The organism is Pseudomonas sp. GW821-FHT03E01 (genome assembly GCF_059420765.1).
The window spans coordinates 337838-360039 of the sequence record NZ_JBWKUI010000003.1 but is presented as its reverse complement, the minus strand read 5'-3'; the positions used below and the strand labels follow the sequence as shown (position 1 = coordinate 360039).

Sequence of the window (22202 nt, the reverse complement as noted above, 5' to 3'; positions counted from 1 at the left end):
GTCCGCCAGCGAGGACATACCGATGGACATTCAATCAAAACACCCATTGCGCACCGACGACTTGCTGAACCCTGACCGCCGAACGCTGCTCAAGTGCTCGGCGTGGGCCGGGGCAGGGGTTATCTGGGCCCTGAGCGGCGGCATTCCCCGGGCCTTTGCGCTGGATGAGGCAGGCAACGTCGCCGACCCCAAGGCACTGGCCAGCACGTTTCACTTCGTGCAGATCAGCGACTCGCACATCGGCTTCAACAAGGAAGCCAACCCGGAGCCGGCAAAGACATTGCAGGTGGCGATCGACAAGGTCATCGCGCTGCCAAAACCACCGTCGCTGATTCTGCATACCGGCGACATCACGCACCTGTCCAAGCCTGAGGAGTTCGACACTGCGGCACAGTTGCTCAAGGGGCTGCCGTCCACCGTGCATTACGTGCCGGGTGAACACGACACCCTCGATGAGGGCGGCGGCAAGCTTTACCTGGAGCGATACGGCAAGGGCACCAAAGGCAATGGCTGGTACAGCTTCGATGACCACGGTGTGCATTTCATCGCACTGGTAAACGTCTTCAACTTCCAGGCCGGTCACGAAGCCACCCTTGGCGCCGATCAACTGGCCTGGCTGGCCGATGATTTGCGGGCGGTGACGACCAGTACACCCATCGTCGTGTTTACCCACATTCCGCTGTGGACGATTTATCAGCCGTGGGGCTGGGGCACCGAGGATGGTGATCAAGCGATTGCGATGCTGCGCAAGTACGGTTCAGTGACGGTATTGAACGGCCACATCCATCAAGTCATCCAGAAGGTCGAAGGCAACATCACCTTCCACACCGCCCGTGGCACGGCTTACCCACAACCTGCACCGGGTGTGGCGCCGGCACCGGGGCCGATGACGGTGGCCGCCGATCAATTGCGCAATTACCTGGGGATCACCGATGTGCGAGCGACACAGGGCGATCATCCGCTGGCGCTGATTGATTCGACACTGGTCTAGGGGAGGGCGGTCAGATGAAAACGCGACTGTTGGCGGTGGTGTGCCTGATGCTGTCGATGCCGGCGTGGGCTCAGGAGGTGAAGATCGATATCAAGGAGTTCATGTTTGCACCCAAGGATTTGACCGTGGCCGTGGGCACCAAAGTGACGTGGGTGAATGACGACCAGATTCCGCACACGGTGGCAGAAACCCACAAGGTGTTTCGCTCGGGGGCGCTGGATACGAATGACAGTTTTTCCTGGGTGTTCAATACACCGGGAGAGTTCGAGTATTTTTGTGCGCTGCACCCGCAGATGATCGGGAAGATTGTGGTCACCCAGTAAACAAAGGGCGCTGGAAGGTCAAAAGACCGCAGCCTTCGACTGTTCCGACGTCTGCCGGCTCAACCAGCAGGTATCCCCAGAAATGACAAAGCCCCGAACAATCGGGGCTTTGTCGTACGGAATCTGCTGACGACTCAGTTCGAGGAAGAGCCGCATAGGCTTGTTATTTCGTAGTTGGCGGCTTCGTACTGTCGCCCGCGTTGGCAGTCGTCACCCAATTACGCGTCTTTGGCGCCAATAATCGCTCGATGGCGCCACTCACCATGTTTTCCATCAAATTATCGCGCTCTTGTTCATCCAGCGAATAGTGCATCAGCCAACTGGGCGCGCTGTTGAGCAAGGCTGCAATGGCTCGACCCGCGGCCCGTTGCGCCGGTTCGCTCACGCGGGGTTTGGCTCCGAGCATCAGCAGCAATTTGCGTTCGTATTGCTCACGCAAGTGGCGAACCTGTTCTTGCTGCTCCTCGTTGAGACAGCCACTGTCGCGCTCCGCCAGTCGAAAATGCCAGGGCATTTCCTGGTGCAGATTCAGGTGGGCGCGGATCAGGCTGTTGAGCCTGTCGCGTTTTGCCGGCGCCTGTTGTTCAAGGCGCCCCAAGGTTGCCAACAGCTCTTCGTAGAACTCCTCGATCAAGTCGAGCAGCAAGTGCTGTTTGCTGGGGTAATGGTGATACAACGAGCCTGGAGTGAGCCCCAGGCTTGTCGCCAGCTCACGCATGCCGACCTGACCGAAACCCTTGCTGGCAAACAGCTCCAGCACCTTGCCCCGGTACTCGGCAAACCGTGAGCAACGCTCAGGCATAGGCATGGAAGCCACGTCCCGTTTTACGCCCCAGGTAACCGGCGGCGACCATTTCCTTGAGCAGCGGTGCAGGGCGATATTTGCTGTCATTGAAGCCGTCGTAAAACGCTTCGAGAATGGCCAGCACCGTGTCCAGACCGATCAGATCCGCCAGAGCCAGTGGCCCGATCGGCTGGTTGCAACCCAGGCGCATGCCGGCGTCGATGTCTTCGGCGCTGGCCAGGCCTTCCTGAAACACCAGGATCGCTTCGTTGATCATCGGCACCAGAATCCGGTTGACCACGAAGCCCGGACGGTTGCCCGCGGTGATCGCGGTCTTGCCGAGGGTTTTTGCCATGTCCAGCGCCAGGGCGTGGGTGGCATCGCTGGTTTGCAGGCCACGAATCACTTCGATCAGGCCCATCACCGGCACCGGGTTGAAAAAGTGCAGCCCGATGAAGCGTTCAGGCCGGCTCACGCTGGCCGCCAGTTGGGTAATGGACAGCGATGACGTGTTGGAGGCGATCACGCACTCGGCGCTGACCTGCGCGGCGATCTGTTGCAACACGCGCAGTTTCAGATCGAGGTTTTCGGTGGCGGCTTCGATCACCAGTTGCGCGTTCAGCAGGCTGCTGTAATCGGTGCTGGTGCGAATCTTGTCGAGGGCAGCGAGCTTTTGCTCAAGCGTGAGCGTGTCTTTGGCGATCTGGCGATCGAGATTTTTATCGACGGTCGCGATTGCCTTTTGCAGAGCACTCTCGGAAATGTCGATCAAGGTCACGTTGAAGCCGGCCAGGGCGCAGACTTGCGCGATGCCATTGCCCATGGTGCCGGCGCCGATAACGCCAATGTTCTGTAGGTTCATGCGTATGTCCTTGTGATCAAACCCGTTCGAACAACACGGCGATGCCTTGGCCGCCACCGATGCACATGGTCGCCAGGGCATAACGGCCCTGACAGCGGTGCAGTTCATGAATGGCTTTGGTGGCGATGATCGCGCCAGTGGCGCCCACCGGATGGCCCAGCGAGATGCCCGAACCGTTGGGGTTGACCTTCTGCGGATCGAAGCCCAGCTCTTGCGCTACGGCACAGGCCTGGGCGGCGAAGGCTTCGTTGGACTCGATCACGTCAAGGTCGGCAACGGTCAGGCCGGCGCGCTTGAGCACCAAACGGGTGGCGGGAATCGGTCCCAGCCCCATCATTGAGGGCTCAACGCCTGCGTGGGCATAACCCACCAGTCGAGCCATGGGCTTGAGACCCTGTTCCTGAACAGTTTGACCGGTGGCCATGATCAGTGCGCCGGCACCATCATTGAGACCAGACGCGTTGCCGGCGGTGACGGTGCCGTCCTTTTTGAACGCCGGTTTCATGCGGCTCAATTGCTCGACGTTGACCTCAGCCCGTACATGCTCATCCGTCGCAAACGAAACCGTCCCTTTGCGGGTCGCGACTTCGATCGGCACGATCTGCCCGGAAAAACGCCCCTCGGCAATCGCCCGGGCAGCACGCTGTTGGCTGAGAAGCGCCAACTCATCCTGGGCCTGACGCGTGATGCCATAGTGCTCGGCGATATTTTCAGCGGTGATCCCCATATGGAAACCGGCAAACGGGTCTTGCAGTGCGCCAAGCATGTAGTCGACGGCCTGCATGTCGCCCATTCGTGCGCCCCAGCGCGCCTGCGGCAACAGGTACGCGCCGCGGCTCATGGACTCGACGCCACCTGCCAGCGCAGCGCCCGCATCCCCCAGCATCAAACTTTGCGCGGCACTGACAATCGCCTGCAAACCCGAACCGCAAAGACGGTTGACGTTGAAGGCGGGAGTCTCTTTCGTCAGGCCGGCATTCATCGCTACGACCCGGGAGATGTAGGCATCGCGTGCCTCGGTCGGGATCACATGTCCCATCACCGCGTGGCCGATATGCTCGGGCGCCAGGCCAGATCGTTCGATAGCGGCGCGGCAAACATCGGTTGCCAACTGAATAGGCGGTACATCCTTGAGTGAACCGCCAAAGCTGCCGATGGCAGAACGGACGGCGCTCACTACAAAAATATCGGAATGGTTCATGTTGGCTCTCTTGAACAGGTCTTTTTTGTTGAGCACGAGTCTAGAATCAGCAGCGCCGCTGGCCTATGCCAAAACTGTTCAAGGGTGATGGCGTTTTTTGCCATGTTCAGATGTAACGAGAGAGGCATTCAAATGCGGGAAACGGATTCGGTGGCGGTTTACTTCATGTATCCCATGATCCATGCGTTGCGTGAGAAGCCGCAGAGTCTGCGGTCACTCCTTGAACAGGTGGGAATTGATCCGGCACTGATGGATCAGCCGACAGCACGGGTGCCGGCCACGGCTTTCGCCGCGTTGTGGCTGGCGCAGATTCGTGAGTTGAACGATGAATTTTTCCAGTTGGACTCCCATGGTATGCCGCCGGGCAGTTTTGCCTTGATCTGTCGGGCATTGATTCAGGAGCCGACGCTGGAAAAAGCCATGCGTCAGTGCCTGGCCAATTTCGCGTTGTTCCTGCGTGATTTTCGCGGCACGTTGAGTGTGCGTGGCAAGCGTGCGGTCATCAGCTTGCAGACCCGCTCGCAGAACAGCGAGGTCAGCCGGCTGGGCGAAGAAACGTTTCTGGTGTTGATGATCAGTCTGCTGTGTTGGCTGGGCGGGCGGCGAATTCCCATCGATCGTGCGGACTTTCGTCATCAGCGTTTGTCGCTGCGTGATGACGCCTTGCTCTGGGGGCCCAACCTGACCTTTGGTACCGAACACACCGAAATCGAGTTCGCCAGTCACTACTTGCGGCTGCCGGTGGTTCAGGACCTTGCCTCGCTGAAAGTGTTTTTGCGCACCGCACCGCAATGGCTGGTGATCCGCTTCCGCAACCAGCATGGGCTGGCATCGCAGGTTCATCAGCGCCTGCGCCATAGCCATTACAGCGAATGGCCGACCTTGCAGGACTTCGCCCTGGAACAGCACCTGAGCCCCAGTACCTTTCGCCGGAAACTGGGACGTGAGGGCTGTTCGTATCAGGAAATCAAGGATGAAGTGCGGCGCGGGGTGGCGTTTGAACGGTTGCGCCAGAGTAAGGCGAACATCAGCGATATTGCCGAACAGTTGGGGTTTCAGGAGCCGAGTGCGTTTCACCGCGCCTTCAAAAAATGGACGGGGGAGAGCCCGGGGCAATACCGTTTGCGGTTTCAAGGTCGGGATGATTGACCCATCCGGGAAGTCTTTTGTGGTCTGTTTAGTTCGAGACGTGTTGAGCATTGCGCTCGGATATCTGCCTCAACCGAGAATCGCTTTTCCAGTGGTGCATTCAGGTCGTGAACTGATCAAAAGCCACTCGGCTGCGCTCATCCGTGCCGTGCGCAGCGGGGGTGATCTGCGCGAGGTCGTCACCTCTGGCTCTGCCTGCGCCGGTCTCTGCCCGGCGTACTCAGTGGCTGGCCTGATTACCGGTCAGGTGCCTGCTTTGCTACAGATCACACTCCGATGCGCTCTCAATGAGAGGGGCGGGCAGTTACCGTCAGGCTGACGTGACGCTGGTTGTCTTGCTCGCACGAAATGCGCGATTTCAGAGGTGGGTGATGGAAAGGTCGCTGATGATGCAGACCGAACCGTCTTGCGGGTCAGTGGTGTCGGTGTAATCGATCTGGTTGTACACACCGCCGTGGAAGGCGAGAGTTTTCGTGTCCCAGGTGTTGTCGAGGCGCATGATTGCAGAGGTGGATTTGACGCCATTACAGCTCGCCGAGACGGATACAGCGCCGCTCGAATTGGCGTGAATGTTGATTTTGAAAAGTGCACCGAGTGGCACGTCTTCCAGAATCGTCGTGTTCACCGGGTCTTCCTGGAGATAGCTCGACCGAAATCCCATCGTGATTCGGCCTTTGTTCCAAAACACTTTTACAGGTGGCCTTTCCGAACCCTGAACATGAATCTGGCTGATCACAACCTTCTGCAGCGAGTTGACCTTCGTGACTCGCATTTCTTGTCGGTTCCAGTGGTCAGCAGCGCTGGCGAACAACCAATAGCCCGGCTCTTTCCACTCGCAGCGCGTCCGCAGGGTGCTCTTGCTCGAAGCACCGAGCGTCGGCGCCGTCATTTGCAGCGAGCCATCTGGAAGCATCGAAACAACTTCCGGGCATTCAAGCAGTGCCCGCCAGCCGATCAACTCAAGCGCGATCGGGTTGGTGTCGGAGATTGGAAGCGGTGTAGCGATTGTGTAGTTGCTGATGTCTACGGTCATGGTCATTTCCCTATTTCATTTGATGTCACCCTTTGCTCAGTTGAGCCTTACGTTTGGTGCTGCTGGGCCAGTGATGCGTTGGCTTGAATTGAAATATAGGTATTCCCGTAATTTATGTCAATGGGCATTCCCATAATCCAGCCGCTCCCACATTCCTATGGAGAGGGGGTCTGTATTTGGTGAGATTGGATGCGCTGAAATTCTTCTTGGGAGTGCAGCCACGCGCAGTACGACGAACGCCTCAAGCTCGTCCAGGCATTGAGGAGTGGCGTCCAGCAGAGCGTGTGTTCTGCCAAGGCTGCAACCGTTGGAGCCAACTCAGCCCTTCAACGCGAATACATCGCCCACCAGAACACATGTCCCAGAATCGAAATCTGCTGCTCCTGGATTTGCTGGAACGTGTAGTCCTCGTCCGGATGTTCGTCTCGGTTGAAGCTCCGCAGGCGAATTCCGGTGGGCGTGCGGTACACCTGTTTGACCCTTAGCTGGCCGTGGTGGTTGATCGCGTACATCTCGCCGTCGACGATATCGCTCAATGTGTTCTTGCCAACGTTCACGCCAACCGTGGCGCCGTCGCGCAGCACCGGCAGCATGCTGTTGCCGCTCACCGCGACGCACTTCGCGTTGCTGAACTGAACGTTGTTGTGGCGAAGGTCTTTCTTGAAGAAGCGCAGCCTGGCGCTGGCGCTTTCGGCAATCGCGAATCGGCCGGAGCCCGCTGCTAACTCCACTTCCTGGAGAAATGGCACGTAAACCTCGTCGTCATCGAGCGGGGTTTCGTCATCCCATGTCTCAATGTCTGACATTGCCACGTTTGGTTGAGTGCGCTCAGCAGTTACTGCAACACCTTTGAGCATGTCGCCACTGCCTTCAGCGAGCCACATAGGGGAGACACCACAGACCGAAGCAATCTGAGCAGCAAAGGCTGTCGCCTTCGATTTGCCGCGCTCAAGGTCGGAAATTGATGTCTGCGTGAGGCCGGCGCGCTCGGCAAGCTCGGTCTGGTTTAGACCGGCATGGCGACGGGCGATTTTGAGTCTTTCTTTAAATTCCATCCGCGAAGTATTACGGGCGCTCCCATACTCTTGCAAATCGGTATTCCTATAATCATGTGGTATGGGTGTTCCCGTATGGGCGGTCCCCCCCAAAGCGCTCAATGTCTGGAAGCAATGCGCGCCGTGCAACGACCACAAGTCCGGTAGCATTGTGATCACCACAGCCTGGGTGGGCTCACTAAATTCAGAGCCGCATCATTGGCAGTGGGCTCAATGGGTTCGTTAGCAGTCGTTTGAGCGAAAGCTGAACTAAGCGAATGTGAAATCCTGCATCAGGAAAGGCCGAGAATATCTCACGTCGCTTCTGTCGTGAGCGTCCAAAAGTAACCGCACCACGGGAGACGTCGACCCAATCGGCTTTGCGAAATACCTCTGCAAGGTTCTGTGGATCGCGATGGGACCGAGTTATTTTATGGTGGTTGCGAATGATCAAGATAATTTCTTGCGCCCAATCCAGCTTGTCGATTTCCTGAAGGAAGTCTTCTGCCAATTGCTCTGAGGGGGGCAAATAATCAAACGTCTTGGCCGTCCATATACCAAGATCATGAAATACCCCGGCCAAAACTATCTTTTCTAGATTCACAGCGTCCAGCGTACTGAGCGAGCAACAAAAGTTGATGACTCGGTACACATGATTTCGGTATCCGGTGAAGTCATTGCCGAGGTTTCCGGCATAGCGCTGAAGCAGTTCGTCCAGCAGCTCAATTTTGGTGAGCACTGTTCCATCCTCCTTGTTTGGAGGGGGCTACTTTATAGGCTTGGATGCCTTGTATAAAGGCGCCCAGTGGAGAATGCGAAATTGCACTCCACTGGAACACCCGTTTGCATCAACCTGACCAGTCATTTGCATTCGTTCTGACCACCGATTGCATCGGATTCGAGCAGCATGCTTTGCAACCATGTACGGCAGAGAACGGCCAGAAGCGGTCAGCGGGATGCGCCTGGAAAACGAGTTGATTCAATGGGCATCAGAAATGACGGTGCGTGCGGACACGATGGCTGATATCTTTCCTGCGCACCAAATCGCCTCCAGTCGGCGCTGATCCCATCAAGGAAGATAGAAACAATGAAAGTGTTATTCATCGCTTCGCTAGGAATTGCATCGCTAATTCAAGCATCACTATCCTTCGCGGATAATGTTAATGGAAAAAATCTCTATTTACAGCGATGCAGCATGTGCCACGGAGTAGATCTTAAAGCAACAGGACCATTGGCTAATAAAAGCAATCCTCCTACGCCTGATCTAACAACATCCGCTTTCAAAAAGCGATTAAATGATTATCCGGGCGTAATTGTATCATCGATAATACTTCGTCCAAATGGAGACTTGATTCCAAGAACGTTGCGAGAGAATGGTGTAAAGCTATCGCCGTACGCTTGGAGGATTAAAGATCTGCGCGATTTAAATGAATACATGGGTGGTGTGATTTCAAAGAATCGATGATTTTAGAGATGAGAGGCAGGCACAGAAAATTAAATGCCATTTCAGATTTGAGGGCTTGTGGGGCGATGCCGGTGAGTCAGTCGACCTCGCGCGGGCACATCGCTAATGAACAATCTCCGATTAATACAAGCTCGGGTGGCTCTTCGCATCAAGCAGCAGTCGGCTGCGGTCGTGACAGGCAAGTAACGGCCAAAAGCGGACATTCGTCCAATCAACGGAACAGCTCTTGGCGATCCACTAGCACTGGTGTGAGGTATCTATTGGCTAGGGGCCGACCGTGCCCTGGCGGGCTACGATGTCTGCGCATCTAAGGGCGCACTTTCGACGACAGCCGATCAGCTCTCGACGCTGATCGGCAGAGCTATAACTTTACTTTCAGCCGCCTCGAAGGTTATGGAGTGACCTTCGAGGCCGGGGGTAATGGCAACGCCTGCGCCCGGCGTCACCACATTTTTTAAGAGCGGTAGCGTGCTGCGGGTTGGGCGTTGCTGAAACCTTGCGCCAATAGCCCGCGTTCCCGCTCGAAAGCCTCCCAAGCAGTAACGTCAGGCACAGGTGGAATGGTGACCAATTCCTTACGATCAAAACCTACCAGCGCCGCATCCACAAGATCATCAACTTCCATGACGTCGGGCACCTTGCTGATGTCGCCGCCCGCACGTTCGTAAATTTCTGTACGCGTAGCTGCAGGCAGTACGGCTTGAACGTACACGCCCTTCGACGTGACTTCTGCCGCGAGGCTCTGCGAGAGCGTCAAGACATAGGACTTTGTGGCCGCGTAGATGCCATGGGAGTATTCAGGTAAAAGGGCCAGAACTGACGCGATGTTGATGATCGATCCTCTTCCACGTTTCACCATCCCACCAATGACGGCTGATGTTAATAACGTTGGGGCAAGGACATTGAGTCGCAGTAACTTGTACATGTCGGCAGATTCGGCTGTGGCGAAATCCCCCATCAATGCGGCCCCGGCATTATTGACGAGAATATCAATCGGTGGCTCTGCGCGCAGCCGTTGAAGCACCGGCTCGATCTGAGCGCTGTCAGTCAAATCAGCAGTTATGACGTCGATGGAAACACCATGTTTGTCACGTAACTCAGTGGCGAGAATGTTGAGCTTGTCGGTCGCGCGAGCGACGAGAACAAGGTCATTGCCGCGAGCGGCAAACCGGCGAGCATAAACAGAGCCTATGCCGCTCGATGCGCCAGTGATAAGTGCAGTTGTCATATCTAAACTTCCTATTGTTGGCATTTATAACTGAGTGGGCGACCGCCTGCTGAGCATTAAAGTCATTTACTTAATAAAAACAGCTCAGCGATATCGACAGCCCACGAATCATCCACGCGCCTTCAAATGAAGCATTGCGTAGTGTTCGTAGTGCCCACTTCCATTCTTTACGATAGGGTCTAGCGATGTGATCGCCGCGATATTCTGATCTTCCTCAATTTGATACAATGAAACACCATAACTGCCATCAGGATCAATCACCGGGCCGTGGGCCACGACCACTCCCTGCTCAAGAAGCTCATTCAGATAACTACCATGTTGAGTCATCCACAGACGCTCGTCGGCAGTCATCGTTGCCAGGAAGTCCGCGCGTGGCGGGATAAACTTGCAAAGATAATACTTCATAAGTTAGTTCTCGTTACCTGAATACGTACGAATTGACAAAAAAGAGCCTTATAGATCTTCTATAGCTTTTTGCCTGACGCAATGCTTTTAAATACTGCATTCTCAAACATTTTGGGCAGATAGCTTTGAAGGAACAAAATCATGCCAGCCATCTTTGCGACTGGATTGCTGAATTTCGGTTCTTTCGTGCCGATAAGCTTGATGATAGTGCTCACAACGGCGTGCGGCGACTCTGCTTCATCTATACCCTTTTGTGTTACCAGGTTCACTTTTGTACGGTAAAGGTCGTAGTCGACGATCTTGCTTTCCGTAACAGAGTGGGCATTCAGCCCGAGACTTGTTTTAAACCAACCGGGTTCGACCACGCTGACATTGATATTGAATTGATTCAACTCGAAGCGTAAAGATTTAAAGTATCCTTCCACTGCGTGTTTTGATGCCGAGTAGTAAGAAAGATTAGGCGGCCCTATCAACCCTACAATTGAACTGACTGTGATGATCTGGCCACTTTTCTGTTTTCGAAATTGCGGCAACACTGCATTTGTAACCTTGACGGTGCCCCAGAAGTTTGTTTCAAACTGCTGACGACCTACTTCTACAGGTGTTTCCTCCGCAATTCCAGTCACCATATAGCCAGCATTGTTGACCAAAACATCCAAGGTTTTGATGTTTTTAAACAGCTCGTCAGTAAAAGACCGGATAGAACTATCATCATCAATATCCAGTCGCAGTAATTTGAATGGGACTGTGCTGGCATATTTTTCCGGATTGCGACTCGTGCCAACGACGTTAAAGCCTTGCTGGTGAAGACTGGTGGCAAGCATCAAGCCGAATCCCGATGAGGCACCGGTGATTAAAACTGTCTTTTTCATATGACTACCAATAGTGAGGAAAAGCCCAAAACACGTCTTGATCTAGAAGATGCTTTGTTCTGTATTTTCTCGATAACGATGCGATCATCGAGATCGGTCAGTTCAACATCTCAGATAGGCATACATTGCTCGCCTAATGAACGGTTGGCACTCGCCAAACGCGCCAACTTCACCTCGAAAGGCGCCAATTTTTCCTGGCATTTCTGGCGCAATCCGCCGTTGTCGTGGCGTGATTGGCAACCTAAACTGAGTCCAGAAATTCAAGATAAATCTCCCCATGAGTGCAGTACATTTCCCATGATCGGTAAGCGCAGCTCAGCTTTGGACTATTCAGTTTGGCCAGGATGGCGGGTATTGATGCAAGATGCGGGACTTGCAACTGCTCCCGTTTTGCGTCGCGCGCAATTACCAGGCGATTTGTTTACGCGACAGAACGTTCGCCTGGACTCGGCAAACTTCTTCAAGCTTTGGGAAGCTATTGAAGCTGAGGCCAAATCTGTAAACGCCGATTTGCCCGCCCCCTTGCAAATTGCTCAGGTCATGTCGTCAGACTGGTTTGACCCGGAGCTTTTTGCCGCGCTGTGCAGTGCCAATATGGGCAGTGCCCTCGAGCGGATCGCTAAGTATGTGAGGCTGATTGCGCCCATGGTGATTCGGGTCGTGCGTACTCATTCGCATACCACCGTCACTATGGATTTTTTAGACGCCTTCGAGCCACCTACTGTGTTTTTAGCATTCAAGCTCGTCTTCTTTGTTCAACTGGCAAGGTTGGCGACACGTAGCGCTGTGCAGCCGTTGCAGGTGAACTGGCCATCGCCGTCAACCCTTGGCTCTGACTTGAATGCGTACCAAGCCTACTTCGGCGTTCCAGTGACTGATGCGCCACAGGCCAGCGTGGTATTTGCAGCAGCGGACGTCGAGCGCCCTTTTCTGACAGAAAACCATAAGATGTGGTTGTTCTTTGAGCCCAGTCTGCGACAGCGTTTGTCCGACCTGGACAGGACATCCGGAATGGTCGAACGGGTACGCAGTACGCTGCTTGAGTCTTTACCGGCGGGCGCGGTATCGATGCAGGAAATCAGTCGAAAACTAGGGGTCAGCACCCGCACCCTTCAGCGCAGGCTGCAGGACGAAGGGACTACGTACCAGCAGACGCTGGATACTTTGCGCGACTCCTTGGCACGCCACTACCTGCGCAATACCGCTATGTCGAGCGCGGAGATATCGTTTCTTTTGGGGTTCGAAGACTCCAACTCTTTCGCTCGCGCATTTCAATCGTGGACAGGAAGTACGCCAAGCAAGATCAGGGCTCAAATGGATAATTCCAGCCATCCCTTAGCTGACAGTTCAGGCGAATAGGAGGGGTAGATCGCCGCAGATTAAATAGACACTCGGAGGAGTCCGCTTCGGGCCGATTTTTACCTGTGACCGCCGTCCGCTTTGGGTCGGTTAGCGACCACCACGCACTGTGACTGATCCACCCTTGTCCTCCCTCAACCTGGAGGACATGCCATGAACACTATTGCTAAATATCGCCATCAGCCTTGGAACAAGGGAAAGCTTGTAGGGCAGAAAGCCCCGCTCCGAGTCAGAGATATCTGGGCCATCCGGGTCAGACTCCAGCTCGCGGAGAAGACACGGGATCTGGCTCTCTTCAACTTGGCCATCGACAGCAAGCTGCGTGCCTGTGACTTAACCAAGCTGCGAGTACGAGACATAGCGCATGGGGAGCATGTGTCATCACGGGCCATCGTGATGCAGCAGAAAACTCAGCATCCAGTGCAGTTTGAAATTACTGAGCAAACACGAACGGTTCTGGAGGCTTGGATGCATCAGGCCCATCTTTGCAGTGAGGACTTCCTGTTCCCGACCAGGTTGCATGGCTCAGATCATCTCTCCACCAGGCAATACGCTCGAATAGTCAAAGCATGGGTAACAGCCATTGGCCTTGACCCGACCATGTACGGTACTCACACGCTACGGCGAACCAAGGCATCGTTGATCTATCGCAGGACAAAGAACTTGAGAGCAGTCCAACTCTTGCTTGGTCATACGAAGCTCGAAAGCACTGTCAGGTACCTGGGCATCGAGGTCGACGATGCTCTGGAAATGGCAGAGCAGACAGAAGTCTGACCATCCACTGCGACGGTCTAGGCCAGACCGTCGCTATCCGACCCAAAGCGGCCGTTGAGTCCTCGCAGAATATGAGCCTAAAGCAGCCAGATCTGCTCCAAGCGGAACAGAGGTCATGGCAGTTCTTTAGCTTGCTCGCGCTGAGCGACGCTGGCGAGACACTGTTCGATGAACTGAAGCTCCTGGTCGAGCTCGACCGCGCGCTTTTCCAGAGCTTTCAACGCCGCCTGGTGCTCCTGCTGCACCTCTTCTGGCGCCTTGGCGAGTCTGGCAAGCTTGCGCTGCCTCCACGCGATATCACCGTTCAGGTCGGCAAGACATTTGACGCCTGATTCTCTCTTCTTAGCTGTAAATAGCTGGCACTCCAAATAGCGGATGGCGTCGTAGATTTTAAAGACCTCACTGCTAGTTTTTGAGTGCACGAAGTTCAGGCTGCCCTCGTTGAAGGCATGGTGCTCCTGGTTCTGCCCACCCCAGTTGACCAGGTCATTCTTGATGAAATTGAAATATGACAGGTCATAGTCAATGAACGGTTCCACCAGCGAAAAGGTGTGTTCCAGGCTGACCTGCAGGTACATGCTCTTCTTGAGCTGTGATTTATTAAAGTGCGCGGTTACTTTGACTTCATTTTCTATGCAGAACTCAAGCACCATGGATTCGAACCAGATACGACAATAGAGCAGCGCTTGACGCACATCGAATACCGAAAGCGCGGCAAGAATTTTCTCCTGGAAGCTGCCCACGTGATCAATGACTAGAATGCCTTTGTTCGTATAGCTGAGAACATTACTGGTGTACTGAACCTGCTGAGCATGACGCTGGGCAATAATACAGAAACGCTCCCAGAAAAGACGGTCATGGGTGGTGACGACCATTTGGATCCGGCGCAGGTAAGCATCGCTGAAGAACAGGTCGATGATGTTCGATCGGTGATCGGTGTCGATCGCATTGACGACGTCATCGAATACGATGAGCGGGAAGTTGTTCTTCTCAGCCATCGCCAAGAGGATGGACAAACCCAGCGCTCGCAGATGCCCTTCGCTGAGCACCGCAAACGCATCAAGGAATGATCCGTCCACGCTGGTGATCTTGATCCGATAGCTATCCGCCTGGCGGTCGAAGGTCAACGACGCGATCTGCTCATGGTCATCGTCGTGGTTGTTGATCGCGCGGTAGTACTCAGCAGCCTTGGCTTCGATCCCGGTGATTCGCGCTTTCTCCAGCTCAAGCTTGTAATCCAGCAGGTCGCGGTACAGTGTTCGGTACTCAGCTTCCAGATCCTTGAGCAGCTGGTTGAAGTGGCTATTGTCGACTGCATCGTTGAGCAATGCCGCTTTTTGCTTTATCAGGTCTGCCATCTGGTCGTTGGCGACCTTGAACTCGCTTATCGCCAGTTTTTTTCTGTCGAACTGCAGCTTCAGCAATTCGTCAATTTCTTTCAGCTGCGTCACCCGTTCTTCGAGGCGGGCTGCCTGCGCGTCTGCCTGGCCAACCTCCCCAAGCTTGCGCTCACAGGCGCGCAAGTAGTCCTCGATCTGATCTGCACTCCGCGCGCAGAGCTTCAGAAACGAGTCGAGAACGGACGGCGCCACTTCCGAGCGATCGGTAGCGGCATGGAACTTTGCAAGCTCCACCTCCAATTCGTCCATGTTCAGTGGGCAGGGAACATCGGCGTGCTCATTGCCTTTCACCGCGCCGATTCCGGTCGCGACTCGTGAAGCCCAGAGCGCGATCCGGGCGTCATTTCTCTGCCTGGATTGCTTGAGGGACTCCAGTGCACCCAACGCCTTGATCTGCTCTCGCGCCCTCTCGAACGGGTTCATCACCACCTGGTCGAGGGGCGTCAGGCATGCGGGACAAGTTTCCCCGACCTGCAACTGTTCGATGGTCACCAATGCCTCATATACGGCGCGATAATTGACCTCGCTGGCCCTCTGCAGAAACACCTTCTCGATATCGGCTCTGCGGTGGAGCAAGCGCTGAGCGATGGCACAGATACGCCTGACCTGCTTTAGCGGTATAGCGAACGGGGCCTTGGCGGCTCGCAGGCGCTCAGCGCCACGAATATGCATTTCGACCGTGTCGCGCAGCCGCAAGACCTTTCGGCGCACATCGAAGTCTTGGTCGGCCCTCAACCCCAGCAGCCTACAACTCTCGGAAATCGATGCATGAAGGTCTGCCCTGTGATTACGCCGCAGCTGGCCCAGGCTTACCCGGGCACGTTCCAGGGTGTCCAGTGCCTCGGCTTGATCAGCACGCATGAAGGCTTTGAGCGAGAAGCTTTCAGGCCGGACGAACCGAGAAATGACCTCCTGGAGTTCTTCCAAACCAAACAAGGTGGCCAGGACATCGCTCTCGGCACTGCCAGTATCCTTGGAGCCCAGCAACGAAAATTCTTGAAGACGGTTCCGATCAATGAAACAGCCCGACCAGCTGATGCTTCGCTTGACTGGTAACTTGTCTGTTCCCATCAGCATGAGCTTGGGCTTCACCTCTCCCCGGGCGATGTACTGATTGATCTTAGTCTTGCGCCTGGCCGCTTCTTTGATATCGCCAGTGGTGCCGATTTCCAACGCCTCGCACAACGATGATTTGCCGCCGCCATTGGGTGCGTAGAAGATGTTCTTCAGCTTGCTGAAGCGAATGAAGGTGCCTGTGTCGTCAGGGCCAAATTCTCCAAAGCCTCGGAAGTTTTTTACGCGAAGGTAGTCCAACGTGCCGAGTCCGAACGGCGGTATTCGATCCAGTTCTGGCTTGCTGTCGAGCACCTTTTTGAAGCGTGCGGCGATGCGCTGATAGTTGCGACCCAGCAACTGGTCAGCTGCCGCTGTGATGTGCGTTTTGATGTGGTCGGAATAGCGGCCCTTGCCTTGGTTCGCCTGGTACATGCACCAGAGCAGCACGAGGTAAGCGTCACTGCGTCCTTCAAGATTCTGCCTGGCAAAACTCAAAAGGTACTGGCTCATCGCGCCTCCTCCCTGATACGCATGAGCGTAGCCGGACTGAAATCAGAAAGCCATTATCGCCAAGCCAAGTGTCGAGGCCCTTTGCTATTGTTGAGCTCTGCCGATCTGGGCCTGGTACCTCATAGGATTCAGCTCTGCTTCTTCATAATGTTGCTCGTTCCGGCCACGTCCCATCAAAACCAAGGGGACGACCAATAGACGCGACCTGCTAGGGGGAGCGGGACGGAATCTGTGATGAACTATGCCGGGGAGCCATAAAGACTTGGCGTCTGAGCTTACACAGGCGATTGTCCGCTATGGGGGGATTGCAGACCTTCGCAAGAGGCAGAAATTGGCTGTTAGCTGCCGCGCCTGACCGGTTGAATCGACAGCCAGAAGCAGACATTCGAGAATCGTGCGCTCGCAGCCATGTTATGGTCAGAAACCGAAAAGTAACGCATGGAAATCAAACATGGATTTGGTTCGGCTCGTACCTGCGGCATACCACACAACGGACAGCTACTGGCACCTTCTCAACGCAGAGGATGGCTCAATTTATATTCTCGTCGAGTGTGAAGCGTCTTTTGTGAGTTACGAATGCCTGATCAAGCTCAACGACGAGGAATTGCGTGACTACCAGGGCTTGGGCTGGCTGTCCATTCAGCACCTGGCTAACCGAATCAATTACTTTGTCGATGATTACAACGGTCGACGAATTACGGGGCCTTTGCTCGAAGAAGCCATTCAGGCGTCGAAGCACTAGTCATCCCAAGACATCTGGCTAATGTTCGTCAGTCCGCAACTGGATGACGCCTAAGGGTCGATTGTAGTCCTTGGCAAAGGCAGAAATCGGCCAATATTGAACTGCCTGAGTCGCACGCCAAATCGGATAATTGAATTGAAAAAATCGTCGCTGCAGTTAACGCAGTTGCCGAGGTGTTGCGTTCAGCATTTTTTTCATCAGTCGCCGCAGGGATGTGGGATCTCTGTATCCAACTTGTTCGGCAATGGTGTCGATTGAGTATTTACTGTTTGCCAGCAGTTCCCGGGCTTTATTGGCCTGGACACGCTGGATCAGCCGCAACGGGCTATATCCGGTGGCCTTGTGGATGTGTCGAGACAAGGTCCGCTCTGACAGACCAAAGTCGGATGCGAGTGTGCTGACGCTGATAATTGCCGGTAGCGAGGCTTCAATATGAGCCGTCAATTGTGCGATCAATTCGTTCCCCTGAGCCATCATTGCCGGAACCATAAAAGGCGATTGCAGTTGCCGACCATCGATCAGTAGCGCCCGAGCAACGCCATCTGCCAAAGTTGGGGAGAAATGGCTTCGCAGAAGATGCAACATCAGATCGCTATGACCTAGCGCTGCACCCGCAGTAATCAACGGCGGATCGAGGATTACCATGCGCTCGGCATCTACCTGGCACTCCGGCGCCCACTGCTGGAGTAAGGGTGCCATCCACCAAGAAGTGGTTACACAGCGCCCAGCGAGCAGGTTTGCAGCCTTTAGCACGAATACCGCAGAACATGATGCGGCTACGTTACCCCCGGCCTGCACATGCGCGCGTAATGCCGGAACCAGCAGAGCGATATCCGCCTGTTGTAATCGGTGCTCGATCATGGGGGCGTCAGCCACTCCGATGCCGGGGATGATCCAGCAAGAGCGGTCATCAGGGTTGATAGCCAAGGGCTGAACCGCAATCTGCATACCGTGGCCGAGCGTCACGCAATCCGTGTTCACCCCACAGACTTGCCAGCGAGGTACAGCGGAGCCCAGTCGCTGGGCGAGTACGGCCGCCGTTGAAAGGATATCCAGAGTCAGTGCGACACTGGAGGCAAAGGCGCCAGGAACTACCAGAATCGTGAAGTCATTCATTGGCTGATTATGCACGAAAGATGTCGAATCGGTCGCTGGTTGCAGTGGTCGAGGGCTGACTTAATAACGCTTCCATTTCATCGAGCGTTAACCCGTATGCCAAATATCCTGATCAAGGTGCCTCAAGGTTCTTTTACTTGCGAACAACGGGCACTGCTGTGCGAAGAGATTACGAAAGTGGCCATCGCGGTCGAGCAAATCGGCGACGATCCACGTCAACGGGGCCTGTGCTGGACTCTCATTGACGAAGTGGCTTCTGGCTCCTGGACATGCGGCGCAGTGGATATCAGCGCTCAAGCCATCCCCTGCATTGTGCAGGTTAAGGTCCCCGGCGGTGTGCTGAATGAGGCCATGCGAAGCGACTATGTGCAGCGTTTGCATCAAGCAGTAACCCGGTCGCAAGCAGCGGACGACCAGCGGATCATCATGACTTCGATCATTCTTGATGAAGTCAGAGATGGCTTCTGGGCAGCCAACGGAGCGATTTGGCATTTGGCCGATTTCATTCAGGCGGCTGGGTACCGACATCTGCAAGGGCAGGCGGAGCAGTAAGGCATTACAGCTCGCAGGACATTTGTCGCACCACTGCGAGTGGTTGCTATAGGGCGTTTTCAGTCGGTCGCGGCCGGCTGAAAACGGCCATTTCCGGTCAACCGTGACAGATACAAACTCGCCAGCAGGCCTTGCTGCGGCTCCAGATTTTTGCCTGGAGTGGGGGACGAGCATATCGGATTAACATTCCAACATTCTCAATGTCACATCTATCACATTTCATGTCGCAGATAATTGAGAACCTGCGACAGAGTCACGCGATATCACAAAGCCTTTACTGTCAAGCCCGAGTGAGTCGTCGCATAACTTAGAAGTTATGCGACAGTTTTTTAACGCCGCTACACCAGTATCAAAGCGCAAGGTCAATCGTAAAAAGTGAACTCACTCATCTTGAACGCTGCGCCCACGGCCACCCCTAAATTCATAAGTTCGTTAGTCATCATCAGCCATATGACCATGCGAGGGGTGTATTGCCGCTTACCTCACGTAAATTCCCGAGACGGCTCCCCATTAATATGTATGGCTTGAGTGAGGCAGTAGCCGCGATTTCTGACTGCGCGAAAGAGATGCCGTCCTCCTGCGTTTTTCTTGAATTTTATTTGCAGTCTACTCAAACTCATCTCCAGACCGCGATAGAGTTCAGGATCTCTCCCAATACTGCTAATTAGCTCTGCTCTACTGATTACGCGTTCCTCCTTGAGGAGCATGTTTTTTACAATGATGCCCTCAATATTTGTTAAGTGTATTTGAATGGCGTCGTCGAATAATATTCGATTATTTATATCGAGCTTCCAGCATTGAGGGCGTTGAAGTGATGTCTCTGCAAGTTTTGTCATGGTTTCTGATTATAAAATTCATGAATGCAACAAAAAACAAATCGCAAAAACATTACTTATTTTTGTCTTCCGCAATGTAGTTCTAGGGGCGTATTTTTAAGTGTGAGTTCTATTAGGGTGAGTGCACGGTAGGTCGTGGGTTTTCAGTAATATATTTGTAGGTTGGACATTGAGCGCTTACTAATGGAATTAGTTTTTTAAAACTCTTAATTATCCAGATTCAACGTTGAAGCAGGTAATCGTAGGATGTATCGATCAGCCGTGGCTTGATCGACCGCTCACTCATTGTCTCTTCTCCATTCGTGGGAAATGCGTGGATTTCTCCATAGGTGTTTCGCACCCGTGAGAGCCCTGGGCTTGCTGCGCAGGCTTGAGGAGGAGTTTATAGACGGGGCGCGCGCCAGCCTTTCATTTGGCGACAGCGCTTTTTCATTTCATGACAAACCATAACCTTTGGTTGATCTGACAATGCACATAGCGTTGTTTGAGTCAGTTTTTGCGTGGTGGTCATGCCCCTCTCCAGACGTACCAATATGTCGTCAGTGGTGTGCAAATTCGCGGATGGGGTCTGAGAGTACGAAATCCTGAGGGGTCAGCTTTGGGCCATTCTCTGCCGGTCATGTCCGCGAAATGCGCTGGTCAAATCCGTTGCAAATGACTGGTCAGGCCGAATGTAAATGGGTGGGCAAGTCTGTGCAATTACTCAGAGAACGCGCCAAGGGCTTTGGGGGCATTCGGCGAAATGATTTGTTACCTGGGTACCATTTTTCACCCATTTGGGGCGCACTGGGCCATTTCGTAGCGCACGGTGAGTACCACGCTGATCTATAGATCAGCGTCTCTTGAGTCGAAAATCCTTTCCAATTAAGCGCTTGAAGCAGTGCTACGCAGTCTGGCACGGTTTCTGCTTTTTTGAATCCATGGATAATTGGATACAAAACTGCAAAAGGTGACTTTATGCAATTCGCTCCCGCTTACATTGAGCGTCAGCCCCTGACCGCCGAGGAGGAGGCTTACAACTTTCTGCTGGAAGCGATCTGTGGCGGTCGTTACCGCAAAGGCGACCGGTTGATCGCCGAGGACATCGCCACTGAGATCGGCATGAGCCGCATGCCGGTGCGCGAAGCCTTCCGACGCCTCGATGCTCAAGGCCTGGTGACCTTGCGGCCTAACCGCGGGGCGATAGTCAGCGGCCTGAACATCGACGAACTGCACGAAGTCTTCGAGATGCGCAGTGCCCTCGAGGGCCTGGCCATCCGCGTCGCCGTGGCCAAGATCGGTGAGCGTCAGCTGGCGGCTCTGGAACGCATGCTGGACGAGATGGATGACTACCGCGACGAAAGCGCGGAATGGGTCAGCCGTCATCGGGCTTTCCATGAATACCTGTGCAGCCTCAGCGGCCGTCCGCGTTTGATGAAGCAAATCTCGGCCCTGTACTCGCTGATCGAGGCGCCCATGCGCCTGTGGCTGCAACACGGTGAAAAGCCCTTGAGTGCCCGCCAGGAACACGCGGTGATCCTTGATGCCATTCGCTCAGGCGATGCCGACCAGGCCGAGTCGGTGGTGCGTCAGCACATCGAGGGCACAGTGCCGGCGCTGATTCAGTTCCTGCAATCGGAAAAATAGAATCGGGCTCGAGCCCGACCGTGTGTTGACTTTGAGTACTGCCCCGTTACTAAACAACTGGAGTGTCTGGTCATGCATAAACGCCGTGTGTTGCTTGCTGCTGTATCCCTGGGACTCTGCGCACAGTGGGCGTTCGCCACACCCCAAGTGCCGGAACGACTGCAAAAGGCCGAAAAACTCACGTATTGCTCGGGCATGGACTCGCCACCCTTGGTGTCTTTCGATGAGGCGCAAAAACCCAGGGGCCTGACTGTCGATCTGGGGCTGGAAATCGCCAAACGGCTGGGAGACAAACCGGTGCAATGGCGGGTCATTCCATTCTCCGGGTTGCTGCCGGCATTGCTCGCCCAGCAGTGCGACATGATCGTTGATCAGCTGTTCGACAAGCCCGAACGCCGGGAAGTGATCGACATCGTCAACTACATGTATTCCAGCCAGTCAGTGGTCGTTCCCAAAGGCAATCCCAAGGGCATCAAAACCCTGGATGGACTGTCTGGACACAAGGTGGCAGTGCTCAATGGCTCCACGATCAAAACCTTGTTGGACGCCGAGAATGAAAAGCTCACCAAGGCTGGCAAGACACCGATGAAACTGGTGGTTTACAACAGTGATACTGACGCCTTCCAGGCGCTGCGTATCAGTCAGGTGGACGCTTACGGCACCACCGTAGAAACAGCAGGTTACTACGCCGCAATGGCGCCTGATTTATTCGAGGAGGGGGTGCCAGCCTTCAGCCGGATTCTCACGGGTTTAGGGACCCGCAAGGATGATTCCCAGCTCACCACCGCAGTACAGCAGATCATCAGTGACATGCGCAGTGACGGCAGTTATGTGCAGTTGTTGAGCAAATGGCATGTTTCCAGCGACACACTCGACTGAGGCGA

The 22202-nt window shown here is 54.5% G+C and carries 21 protein-coding genes; 10 read left to right on the top strand and 11 right to left on the bottom strand.

The window, feature by feature from the left end; translation table 11 throughout:
• Positions 1–22 precede the first annotated feature (22 nt).
• Together AC07VO_RS07165 and AC07VO_RS07160 are read left to right on the top strand one after the other, a co-directional pair.
• A complete protein-coding gene (locus AC07VO_RS07165) occupies positions 23–991 on the top strand; it encodes a metallophosphoesterase family protein (protein ID WP_086945519.1) in 969 nt (322 codons plus the stop codon).
• A gap of 14 nt (positions 992–1005) precedes the next feature.
• Positions 1006–1314 (top strand): cupredoxin domain-containing protein, encoded by a 309-nt coding sequence (locus tag AC07VO_RS07160; protein WP_007941931.1) that lies wholly within the window; start codon positions 1006–1008, stop codon positions 1312–1314.
• Positions 1315–1477: 163 nt separating this feature from the next.
• Here the strand turns inward: AC07VO_RS07160 and AC07VO_RS07155 are convergent, their stop codons facing one another.
• Genes AC07VO_RS07155 through AC07VO_RS07145 form a run of 3 tightly spaced genes read right to left on the bottom strand, consistent with a single transcriptional unit; the run spans position 1478 to position 4161 of the window.
• Positions 1478–2122, bottom strand: a complete 645-nt coding sequence (locus AC07VO_RS07155) for a TetR/AcrR family transcriptional regulator (RefSeq protein ID WP_050563955.1) — start codon at positions 2120–2122, stop codon at positions 1478–1480.
• Positions 2109–2960 (bottom strand): 3-hydroxybutyryl-CoA dehydrogenase, encoded by an 852-nt coding sequence (locus tag AC07VO_RS07150; protein ID WP_064617059.1) that lies wholly within the window; start codon positions 2958–2960, stop codon positions 2109–2111. Before AC07VO_RS07150 ends, AC07VO_RS07155 begins: the two co-directional genes overlap by 14 nt.
• Positions 2961–2976: 16 nt before the next feature.
• Entirely contained in the window at positions 2977–4161 is a 1185-nt protein-coding gene (locus AC07VO_RS07145; RefSeq protein ID WP_064617060.1) for an acetyl-CoA C-acyltransferase family protein, read from the bottom strand.
• Positions 4162–4293: 132 nt separating this feature from the next.
• On the opposite strand from AC07VO_RS07145, the gene AC07VO_RS07140 reads away from it, so the two are divergent.
• Complete coding sequence (locus tag AC07VO_RS07140; protein WP_192351314.1) at positions 4294–5310, top strand: AraC family transcriptional regulator; 1017 nt, start codon at positions 4294–4296, stop codon at positions 5308–5310.
• Between the two features lie 358 nt (positions 5311–5668).
• On the opposite strand, the gene AC07VO_RS07135 is transcribed toward AC07VO_RS07140, so the two are convergent.
• From AC07VO_RS07135 to AC07VO_RS07125, 3 genes are all read right to left on the bottom strand, one after another.
• A complete protein-coding gene (locus AC07VO_RS07135) occupies positions 5669–6343 on the bottom strand; it encodes a polysaccharide lyase family 7 protein (protein WP_064621236.1) in 675 nt (224 codons plus the stop codon).
• A 326-nt stretch (positions 6344–6669) separates the two neighbouring features.
• Positions 6670–7398, bottom strand: coding sequence for an XRE family transcriptional regulator (locus tag AC07VO_RS07130; protein WP_064617062.1), 729 nt, complete (start codon positions 7396–7398; stop codon positions 6670–6672).
• Between the two features lie 184 nt (positions 7399–7582).
• Positions 7583–8116: an HD domain-containing protein gene (locus AC07VO_RS07125; RefSeq protein WP_086945521.1), complete on the bottom strand. Its 534-nt coding sequence runs from the start codon at positions 8114–8116 to the stop codon at positions 7583–7585.
• A gap of 348 nt (positions 8117–8464) precedes the next feature.
• On the opposite strand from AC07VO_RS07125, the gene AC07VO_RS07120 reads away from it, so the two are divergent.
• Positions 8465–8842: a c-type cytochrome gene (locus AC07VO_RS07120; protein WP_081626537.1), complete on the top strand. Its 378-nt coding sequence runs from the start codon at positions 8465–8467 to the stop codon at positions 8840–8842.
• 454 nt (positions 8843–9296) lie between these two features.
• Here the strand turns inward: AC07VO_RS07120 and AC07VO_RS07115 are convergent, their stop codons facing one another.
• From AC07VO_RS07115 to AC07VO_RS07105, 3 genes are all read right to left on the bottom strand, one after another.
• Entirely contained in the window at positions 9297–10070 is a 774-nt protein-coding gene (locus tag AC07VO_RS07115; protein ID WP_086945522.1) for an SDR family NAD(P)-dependent oxidoreductase, read from the bottom strand.
• A gap of 108 nt (positions 10071–10178) precedes the next feature.
• Positions 10179–10475, bottom strand: a complete 297-nt coding sequence (locus AC07VO_RS07110) for a YciI family protein (protein ID WP_086945523.1) — start codon at positions 10473–10475, stop codon at positions 10179–10181.
• Between the two features lie 59 nt (positions 10476–10534).
• Positions 10535–11347 carry an SDR family NAD(P)-dependent oxidoreductase gene (locus tag AC07VO_RS07105; protein WP_102667153.1) on the bottom strand — a complete coding sequence of 271 codons (813 nt, stop codon included), beginning with the start codon at positions 11345–11347 and terminating at the stop codon, positions 10535–10537.
• On the opposite strand from AC07VO_RS07105, the gene AC07VO_RS07100 reads away from it, so the two are divergent.
• A complete protein-coding gene (locus tag AC07VO_RS07100) occupies positions 11348–12706 on the top strand; it encodes an AraC family transcriptional regulator (protein WP_245846269.1) in 1359 nt (452 codons plus the stop codon).
• A gap of 153 nt (positions 12707–12859) precedes the next feature.
• The gene (locus AC07VO_RS07095; protein WP_018930310.1) at positions 12860–13480 is read left to right on the top strand and encodes a tyrosine-type recombinase/integrase; all 621 of its coding nucleotides are present in this window, start codon (positions 12860–12862) and stop codon (positions 13478–13480) included.
• 113 nt (positions 13481–13593) lie between these two features.
• Here AC07VO_RS07095 and AC07VO_RS07090 read toward each other — a convergent pair whose 3' ends face one another.
• On the bottom strand, positions 13594–16446 hold the full coding sequence (locus AC07VO_RS07090) for an AAA family ATPase (protein ID WP_018930311.1): 2853 nt from the start codon (positions 16444–16446) through the stop codon (positions 13594–13596).
• A gap of 565 nt (positions 16447–17011) precedes the next feature.
• Between AC07VO_RS07090 and AC07VO_RS07085 the strand changes: the two genes are divergently transcribed.
• Positions 17012–17188 (top strand): hypothetical protein, encoded by a 177-nt coding sequence (locus AC07VO_RS07085; protein WP_173861154.1) that lies wholly within the window; start codon positions 17012–17014, stop codon positions 17186–17188.
• 156 nt (positions 17189–17344) lie between these two features.
• Here the strand turns inward: AC07VO_RS07085 and AC07VO_RS07080 are convergent, their stop codons facing one another.
• Positions 17345–18304 (bottom strand): GlxA family transcriptional regulator, encoded by a 960-nt coding sequence (locus tag AC07VO_RS07080; RefSeq protein ID WP_086946254.1) that lies wholly within the window; start codon positions 18302–18304, stop codon positions 17345–17347.
• A 96-nt stretch (positions 18305–18400) separates the two neighbouring features.
• Between AC07VO_RS07080 and AC07VO_RS07075 the strand changes: the two genes are divergently transcribed.
• The 3 genes from AC07VO_RS07075 to AC07VO_RS07065 all read left to right on the top strand — a co-directional run bounded on the left by AC07VO_RS07075 (position 18401) and on the right by AC07VO_RS07065 (position 22197).
• Positions 18401–18856, top strand: a complete 456-nt coding sequence (locus AC07VO_RS07075; protein WP_064617066.1) for a tautomerase family protein — start codon at positions 18401–18403, stop codon at positions 18854–18856.
• A 1793-nt stretch (positions 18857–20649) separates the two neighbouring features.
• Positions 20650–21318 (top strand): GntR family transcriptional regulator, encoded by a 669-nt coding sequence (locus AC07VO_RS07070; RefSeq protein WP_018930317.1) that lies wholly within the window; start codon positions 20650–20652, stop codon positions 21316–21318.
• 72 nt (positions 21319–21390) lie between these two features.
• Positions 21391–22197, top strand: a complete 807-nt coding sequence (locus AC07VO_RS07065) for an ABC transporter substrate-binding protein (protein ID WP_007941906.1) — start codon at positions 21391–21393, stop codon at positions 22195–22197.
• The last annotated feature ends 5 nt before the right edge of the window (positions 22198–22202 follow it).